Source organism: Prevotella sp. TCVGH, assembly GCF_023522295.1.
In the GTDB taxonomy this organism is placed as follows: Bacteria; Bacteroidota; Bacteroidia; order Bacteroidales; family Bacteroidaceae; genus Prevotella; species Prevotella timonensis.
In genome coordinates, this window is sequence record NZ_QFFX01000009.1 from 57,101 (window position 1) to 65,343 (window position 8,243).

5 protein-coding genes are annotated in these 8,243 nt (G+C 43.6%); 2 read left to right on the top strand and 3 right to left on the bottom strand.

Annotation, left to right across the window (positions count from 1 at the left end; all coding sequences use genetic code 11):
* Positions 1–65 precede the first annotated feature (65 nt).
* The 3 genes from DEM91_RS03025 to DEM91_RS03035 all read right to left on the bottom strand — a co-directional run bounded on the left by DEM91_RS03025 (position 66) and on the right by DEM91_RS03035 (position 3,878).
* Positions 66–1,793, bottom strand: coding sequence for an acyl-CoA dehydrogenase family protein (locus tag DEM91_RS03025; RefSeq protein WP_249857955.1), 1,728 nt, complete (start codon positions 1,791–1,793; stop codon positions 66–68).
* A 69-nt stretch (positions 1,794–1,862) separates the two neighbouring features.
* On the bottom strand, positions 1,863–2,885 hold the full coding sequence (locus tag DEM91_RS03030; protein WP_249857956.1) for an electron transfer flavoprotein subunit alpha/FixB family protein: 1,023 nt from the start codon (positions 2,883–2,885) through the stop codon (positions 1,863–1,865).
* Between the two features lie 123 nt (positions 2,886–3,008).
* Complete coding sequence (locus tag DEM91_RS03035) at positions 3,009–3,878, bottom strand: electron transfer flavoprotein subunit beta/FixA family protein (RefSeq protein ID WP_249857957.1); 870 nt, start codon at positions 3,876–3,878, stop codon at positions 3,009–3,011.
* A gap of 627 nt (positions 3,879–4,505) precedes the next feature.
* Between DEM91_RS03035 and dnaG the strand changes: the two genes are divergently transcribed.
* Both dnaG and cls read left to right on the top strand, forming a co-directional pair.
* Positions 4,506–6,482 (top strand): DNA primase, encoded by a 1,977-nt coding sequence (gene dnaG / locus DEM91_RS03040; RefSeq protein WP_249857958.1) that lies wholly within the window; start codon positions 4,506–4,508, stop codon positions 6,480–6,482.
* A 145-nt stretch (positions 6,483–6,627) separates the two neighbouring features.
* A complete protein-coding gene (cls, locus tag DEM91_RS03045; RefSeq protein WP_249857959.1) occupies positions 6,628–8,052 on the top strand; it encodes a cardiolipin synthase in 1,425 nt (474 codons plus the stop codon).
* Positions 8,053–8,243 lie beyond the last annotated feature (191 nt).

The window sequence follows — 8,243 nt, forward strand, 5'->3', positions numbered from 1 at the left end:
TCCTACTTATCAAAAAAGGCTGCACCATGTAAAGATGTGCAGCCTTTTTTGATAAGTAGACATTATTATTCTGTTACTTCTTTCTCACTGGTACGATAATAAGTGAGCGCACTCGGAGTGAAGTTTTTAATAAAGAGGCTGTGTCCTGCATTTTCTTCTTCGGCATGGCGCACGAACACATGAGCACTCTTAGCAAATAAGTTTTCTGCTTTTGTGGCATCATCAAGTATTAGCAGTGACATCACAAGATTGGCAGTCATGTTGTAAAGTCGACGTGCTAAGAAGTCTTGTGTCTCTTGACAGTTGGCATCTTTCACAAAAGCAATAGACTCCTCGTACTGACTGAGCATCGCTTCAACCCTTTGACGCAAAGGAGTCAAAGCTTCACTCACTGGCTGTTCTATCATTTCTCGCATGATATTGAGATAGGTACCGTTCATAATATAACGAATGGCAGCCACTACTTGCATTTGCGTTGTACCTTCATAGATAGAGAAGATGCGTGCATCACGATACAAACGTTGGCACTTGTATTCCATTATAAAGCCCGAACCGCCGTGTACACTAATGGCATCATAAGCATTCTGATTTGCATATTCTGAGTTCATTCCCTTAGCTAAAGGTGTAAAGGCATCTGCCAGACGTGTGTATTTCTTCATCTCTGCACGCTCTTCGGGTGTGAGTTTCCGGTCTCGCTGAATATCCTCAAGTGCTTTATATATATCAACATACCTTGCCGTTTGATACAACAAAGACCTACCTGCATCCAGTTTGGCTTTCATGCGCGACAGCATATCATACACAGCAGGGAACTCTATAATGGGCTGTCCAAACTGCTGACGCTCTTTGGCATATGCCACAGCTTCGTTATATGCCTCTTGCGCCACACCTACAGACTGCGCCGCAATGCCCAAACGAGCACCATTCATCAACGCCATGACGTACTTGATAAGCCCTAACCTTGTAGAACCACACAGTTCGGCTTTGGCATTCTTGTACACCAACTCGCAAGTTGGCGAGCCATGTATTCCTAATTTGTTTTCAATATGGCGCACATCTACGCCTCCGTCTCGCTTATCATAGATGAACATTGATAAGCCACGACCATCTTTTGTTCCCTCTTCCGAGCGTGCCAACACCAGATGAATATCCGAGTCGCCATTGGTAATAAAGCGTTTTACGCCATTGAGCCTCCAACAATCGTTCTTCTCATCGAACGTTGCTTTCAACATCACCCGCTGAAGATCCGAACCAGCATCGGGTTCTGTTAAGTCCATTGACATGGTTGCGCCCTCACAGACACGAGGAATGAATCGTTCTCTTTGCTCATCTGTTCCAAACTCATACAAGGTATCAATACACGATTGTAAAGACCATACTGTTTGAAAACCTCCATCGGCTGCGGCTATCATCTCCGACAACATTGAAAAGGTGACATTAGGCAAGTTCAATCCACCATATCTACGTGGCATTGACAAACCCCACAGTCCTGCCTGACGAGTAGCTTTTATATTTTCTATCGTCTTACTGGCATACTTCATGCGCCCATTCTCCAAGTGTGGTCCTTCCAAGTCGACCGCTTCCGAGTTGGGTTCTATGATATTAGCAGCCACATCGCCTGTGATTTCTAAGATGCGTTTGTAGTTCTCGATGGCATCTTCATAATTTACTGGAGCATCTTCAAAATGCTCTTGATCTTCATAGTTGCGCTCTTTGAGCTCAACAATGCGCTTCATCAACGGATGTTCTAAGTGAAACGCTATCTCCGGATGGTCGGTATAGTAATTTGACATAGTTTGATAATCAGCCTCTCCCCTTACCCCTCCCCAAAAGGGAGGGTGTGAGGGAGAGGCTATTCTTAATTATTTGCTGTTCTCTTTATAATATTTCATCATCTTGGGTACCACTTCCTCTACCGAACCCGTTATCACATAGTCGGCTATCTTATTGATAGGCGCGTCTGGATCGGTGTTGATAGAGATAATGATTCCTGCATCTTGCATACCCGAGATATGCTGAATTTGCCCTGAGATGCCACAAGCAATATAAACTTTGGGATGCACCGTAACACCAGTTTGTCCCACCTGTCTGTCAGTATCAATCCATCCAGCATCCACGGCAGCACGACTCGCTCCTACTTCGGCATGCAACACGTCTGCCAATTCAAACAAAAGATTAAATCCCTCTTTACTTCCTACACCATATCCTCCTGCCACTACGATGGGAGCACCCTTGAGGTTATGCTTCGGTTCTTCGACATGTCGCTCTATCACTCGTACAGCATAAGCGGCAGGAGACACATATTCTGTCACCACGGGGTAAACCACTTCACCCCTCGCCTTACCGTCATAGAGTGCTTTTTGCATCACCCCCGAACGAACAGTAGCCATTTGTGGCCGATGGTCTGGGTTGACAATCGTTGCAACGATGTTTCCTCCAAAGGCGGGGCGAATTTGATACAGCAAGTTTTTATATACTCGTTTGGCTTTACGGTCTTCGTAATCACCAATCTCGAGTTCTGTACAGTCGGCTGTCAGTCCACTGGTCAACGAGGAGGATACGCGTGGTCCAAGATCTCGACCTATCACAGTAGCGCCCATTAAACAAATCTGTGGCTGCTCGTCTTCAAACAGTTTTACCATGATATCGGTATGGGGTGCTGAGGTATAAGGAGACAATCCTTCGCCCTCAAACACAAATAATTTGTCGACACCATAAGGCAAAATTTGCGATTCTACATTACCTTTTATTCCGGTACCTATCGCCATGGCATGCAACTCTACGCCTAACTGAGTAGCCAGCTTGCGCCCTTTGGTGAGCAATTCTTGAGATACCTCGGCAACAGTTGTACCTTCTATCTCACAATATACAAATACGTTGTTCATATATACTTAAGTTTATAAGTTTTTGAGTTTATGAGTTTTTAAGTTCTCTAAGTACAAAAAAACCTTAGCAAGAGGCAATTTTGTTTTTTAACTTAAAAACTAAAAAACTGACAAACTAAAAACTTATCCAATAATCTTTTCGTCAATCAACTCTTTCATCAACGCTTCTACATCCTTATCTGCTGCCGTAAGCGTCTTGCTCTCCTTTGCCTGAAACACAATATTTTGTACTGCCTTCACCTTCGTAGGCGAACCAGAGAGACCGCATTGTGCTGGGTCACCGTCTACATCTGCCACAGACCATTGGGTAAGCGTTAAATAGGGACGCTTTTCATACAGCGCACTCCAAGCTTCATCACCCTTACGCTCTAACGGACAAGTGGCGTACTTGTACTTCATGACCAGTTTTGCATGACAAGGACGACAAGGTGCTGCACTGCCATTCACCGTCACTACGACTGGTAAAGGAGCCTCAACCGTTTCTACCCCACCATCTATTTGGCGTCGAATGGTAGCCACTCCGTCCTCCACTCTTATGATTTCTTCTGCGTAAGTAACCTGATGAAGCCCTAACTTTTGTGCCACCTGCGGCCCTACTTGTGCCGTGTCGCCATCAATCGCTTGTCGACCTCCAATCACTAAGTCTACATCACCTATTTTCTTAATGGCAGTGGCAAGCGCATAAGAAGTGGCTAATGTGTCAGCACCTGCAAACAAACGGTCGGTCAACAACCAACCCGTATCTGCACCACGGTACAATCCCTGACGTATAATTTCACCTGCTCGAGGAGGTCCCATCGTCAGCACACCCACCGTAGAGCCTGGATTTTGTTCTTTAAGGCGCAGTGCCTGCTCCAAGGCATTCAGATCTTCGGGGTTAAAAATGGCTGGCAGAGCGGCACGATTCACTGTTCCTGCCTCTGTCATAGCATCCTTTCCCACGTTTCTTGTGTCTGGTACTTGCTTGGCAAGTACGACAATTTTCAACTTCATAGATATTATTTTATGTGATAAATTTTATTGATAAATACACCCCCGAAAAGGTAATAGCTCGTCACAAAAATACGAACTTTTTAAGTGTCCGCAAAATAAATGATTACTTAATTGCACAAATAGAAAAGAAATGCGCATTTCTCCACAAAGATAAGCCAAAAGAATAGTCGCTACAACTCATCCCAACAACACACCAAAACAGCCTATTTTGTACTGGAAAACAGACTGTTTTCCTCATCAAAACAGTCTGTTTTGGTGTTCTAATGATATGAGTTTCTTACCCAATGGCATACCACCAGACAACACGTTACTACCACCAAGCTCATGCCATTGAATACATTTTTACCTCTACCCCACGAAAAGAGAAAACGAGAAATGTTTTATCACGCATTTTTTCCATTATTACTTTTTTATATATATCTTTGCAGAAGATAGGCTGCGCCTTAACAAAGAAAATAAATTTTCTCTGTATTCGGCTTGCGCTATCTTTGCAGTAAATGTGCATTAACGCAACAAGCACAGCAAACATACCAAAGATTTACAGCAGCGTTTTTGCACCAAATTTAGACACGATTCCGTCTCTAAAGAACCTAAGGAATTATTTGAAAGCGACACTTTATTAAAGATATGATAGACAGAGTTACGGTTGAACGAATTAAGGATGCTGCAAATATTGTAGATGTTGTTGGCGAATTTGTCACTCTCCGCAAGAGTGGAGCCAACTACAAAGGTTTATGCCCATTCCATAACGAAAAGACACCTTCGTTTTTCGTATCGCCAGCCCGTGGCACCTGTCACTGTTTTGGTTGTGGAAAAGGAGGTAATTCTGTTAGTTTCATCATGGAACATGAACAGATGACTTATCCCGAAGCCTTGCGGTGGTTAGCTCGTAAATATCATATCGAGATACAAGAACGTGAAATGAGCGATGAAGAGCGTAGAGAACAAAGCGAACGCGAATCCATGTTCATTGTCAACGAATGGGCTGCCAGCTATTTCAGTGACCTGTTGCATCACCATCCTGACGGTCAAGCCATCGGGATGCAATATTTTAGAAATCGTGGCTTCAGAGACGACATCATTCAAAAGTTTCAGTTGGGTTACGACTTACCCAACCGACTTGCTTTGGCGCAAGCTGCTCTTGGCAAGGGATATCAAAAAGAATTCTTGATAAAGACAGGAATTTGCTACCAAAACGATCGTGGTGACCTTATCGACAGGTACGCTGGTCGGGTTATCTTTCCATGGATAGGACTCAATGGAAAAGTGGTAGGCTTTGGCGGTCGTGTGCTTGATGCACGCACCAAAGGGGTGAACCAGAAATACGTCAACTCTCCAGCTTCAGAGATTTACCAGAAAGACCGTGAGCTGTACGGAATCTATCAAGCCAAAAAAGCCATTGCCAAAGAAGACTGGGTGTACATGGTAGAGGGATATACCGATGTTATCTCCATGCACCAGTGCGGCATTGAGAACGTGGTAGCCAACTCAGGAACAGCACTCAGCCTGCATCAAATACACATCTTGCATCGCTTCACATCGAATATCACCCTGCTCTACGATGGTGATGCTGCAGGAATCCATGCCGCCTTTCGAGGAATGGACATGCTGCTAAGCGAAGGAATGAACATCAAAATACTGTTGCTGCCCGATGGAGAAGACCCTGATGGCTTTGCTCGGAAACATACAGCAGATGACTTGAAGACTTATATCGAACAACACCAAACAGACTTTATACAGTTTAAGACCGATTTATTGGTGAAAAATGAGACCGACCCCTACAAGCGATCGGAAGGAATCAACTCTATTATAAGAAGCATCGCAGTGGTTCCCAATCAGGTTTTAAGAGATACCTATGCGCAAGACTGTGCCAGACGCATTGGTATGAAAGAAGAGACGCTGATTAATACCATGAACCGATACATCAGAAACTATAGGGAAGAAATGTCCAAAGAGGAAAGGCGACAAATAGAAGCACTCAATACTTCCAAACCAACGCCTCAACTACCAACGGCTCAGCCCATGGAGCAAGCGTCACAAGTGGAAAAAATGTTGGTACAACTCATCATCAGAAAAGGCGAGCAATTGGTTTTAGAGCAAGTAGAAGATGAGAATCATCAACTCTTCGACCTAACGGTTGCTCAATTCATTGACTACTCTCTGCGGGAAGATAATTTGCATTTTGACCATGAAATTTCAAATCGAATATTGACCGAAGCTGTAGAACATAGCGGTGAGGAAGGATTTGTAGCCGAGTCGTATTTCATTCATCATGAAGATATTGAAGTCAGCAAACTGGCTACGGAGATGAGTACAGACCGCTATCAGTTGATAGCAGAAGAGAAACCTGCTTCAGATTTGCAGTACATGGACGAGGCACAGTTGGCAACAGAAGCCCAAGAGGCGCTACGCAACCATACGATACATCTGCTAATGGACTTCCGCATGGATTATGTGGAACAGCATCTGAAAGACTTGATGCAACAGATTGGACAGGTCTCCAATGACCCGGAACGACTACAAGAATTAGTAGCAGAATACAAGGACATGCAACAAATTCGTAATGCGCTGGCAAAGAAATTAGGTAGTCACATCATTGTGTAAGCGATGTATGTATTATAAGCAACCTTGTTGTGGGGCATCTTTCAATTTGGGCAAAAGGATAAATACTCCAATGCCAATTTAGAAATATCACTAAAATAATGAACTTAAGACCTATCAATCTATTTTATCTTCAAATGAACAAATCATGATTTACGTTCATTGGATTATCCTTGCCATTTATATTGTCATCGTGTTGGGAACTATCATCACGATTTTATTAGACAATAGACAACCATCCAAAACAATGGCATGGCTGTTAGTCTTGATATTTGTCCCCATTGTTGGCATTATTTTATATTTCTTCTTTGGTCAAAACACACGAAAAGAACGTTCCATGAGCCAGCGCAGCATGGATGAACTAACCAAACGTTCGATGTTGGAGTTTGTCGTTCAGAAAGATTTGAAACTTCCTACACACTACCAACCACTAATACAGCTCTTCACAAATCAAAACACAGCCCTCCCTTTCAAAGACAATGAGGTGGATATCTTTGTCGAAGGAGCCGACTTTTTCTTAGCTTTGCTTAAAGCCATTGGGCAGGCAAAAGACCATATCCACATCGAATCCTATATCATTGAGGACGACGCATTGACAAATCTCATTGCAGATGCACTGATAGACAAAGCCGCAGAGGGCGTGGAAGTGCGCATGATTTATGACTATGTGGGCTGTTGGAAAGTACCGTCACGATATTTTGAACGCCTTCGGGCTGGTGGAGTTGACGTTCGATCGTTTATGCCCGTTCACTTTCCTGCTTTCACAGGGAAGGTAAACTATCGTAACCACCGTAAATTAGCGGTGATTGACGGTAAGATAGGATTTATTGGAGGAATGAACATTGCGATGCGATATATGCGTGGCAGTAAATCTCAACCTTGGCGAGACACCCACCTTCGTATTCGAGGAGGTGCTGTTTATGGCATTCAGCGGGCTTTCTTGGTAGACTGGTATTTTGTTAATCGCACCCTTATTAGTAGTCAGAAATATTATCCCCCACTGGACACTTCTATCTCTAACAACTGTATCGCACAAGTAGTTACCAGCAGTCCTATATCTCCTTGGCCCGAAATTATGCAAGGTTATGTACGCATTTTGCTACAAGCCCAACACTACGTGTTTATGGAAACGCCTTATTTCTTGCCCACGGAGCCAGTGCTTTTTGCCCTAAGAACAGCAGCTGTGGCTGGTGTTGACGTCAGGCTCATGCTTCCCAAGCACAGTGATGTAAAGATTGTGGAATGGGCAAGTAGGTCGTATATTTCCACTATGATAGAAGCAGGAGTAAAAGTGTACCTGTACACTGAAGGTTTCAACCACTCCAAGTTGTTAGTGGCAGATGACAATTTGTGTACTTGTGGGTCGACAAACATTGATTTTCGTAGTTTCGAAAACAATCTTGAAGCAAATATTTTCTTTTATGATCAGTCATTAGCTTTACGCATGAAGGAGGTATTTTTCAAGGATCAAGAGGCTTGCGTACTGATAGAAAAGCTGAGTGACCTTACCCATCGTCCCTTCATCAACCGCCTTTGGGAATCGATAGTACGTCTGTTATCACCACTACTATAAAGCAAATGGCTCCATGAGGTAGCCTCATCTCCCAATTTTTTCTTTTAGACGGTTCAGCCTGTCCGTTCTGTTTTTTATATCAACACAAGGCTATCTGCCGTTTACAGTTGATAGTTTAACCCAAATCGGTCATTAGGATTTCTCTGTGTCGTACGGCAAAGAGAAATCCTTTAATTTTTTCCATATGGACA

Coding starts and splice junctions, on each gene's coding strand:
- DEM91_RS03025 (WP_249857955.1), bottom strand. CDS start 1,793: ATGTCAAATTACTATACCGACCATCCGGAGATAGCGTTTCACTTAGAA.
- DEM91_RS03030 (WP_249857956.1), bottom strand. CDS start 2,885: ATGAACAACGTATTTGTATATTGTGAGATAGAAGGTACAACTGTTGCC.
- DEM91_RS03035 (WP_249857957.1), bottom strand. CDS start 3,878: ATGAAGTTGAAAATTGTCGTACTTGCCAAGCAAGTACCAGACACAAGA.
- dnaG (WP_249857958.1), top strand. CDS start 4,506: ATGATAGACAGAGTTACGGTTGAACGAATTAAGGATGCTGCAAATATT.
- cls (WP_249857959.1), top strand. CDS start 6,628: ATGATTTACGTTCATTGGATTATCCTTGCCATTTATATTGTCATCGTG.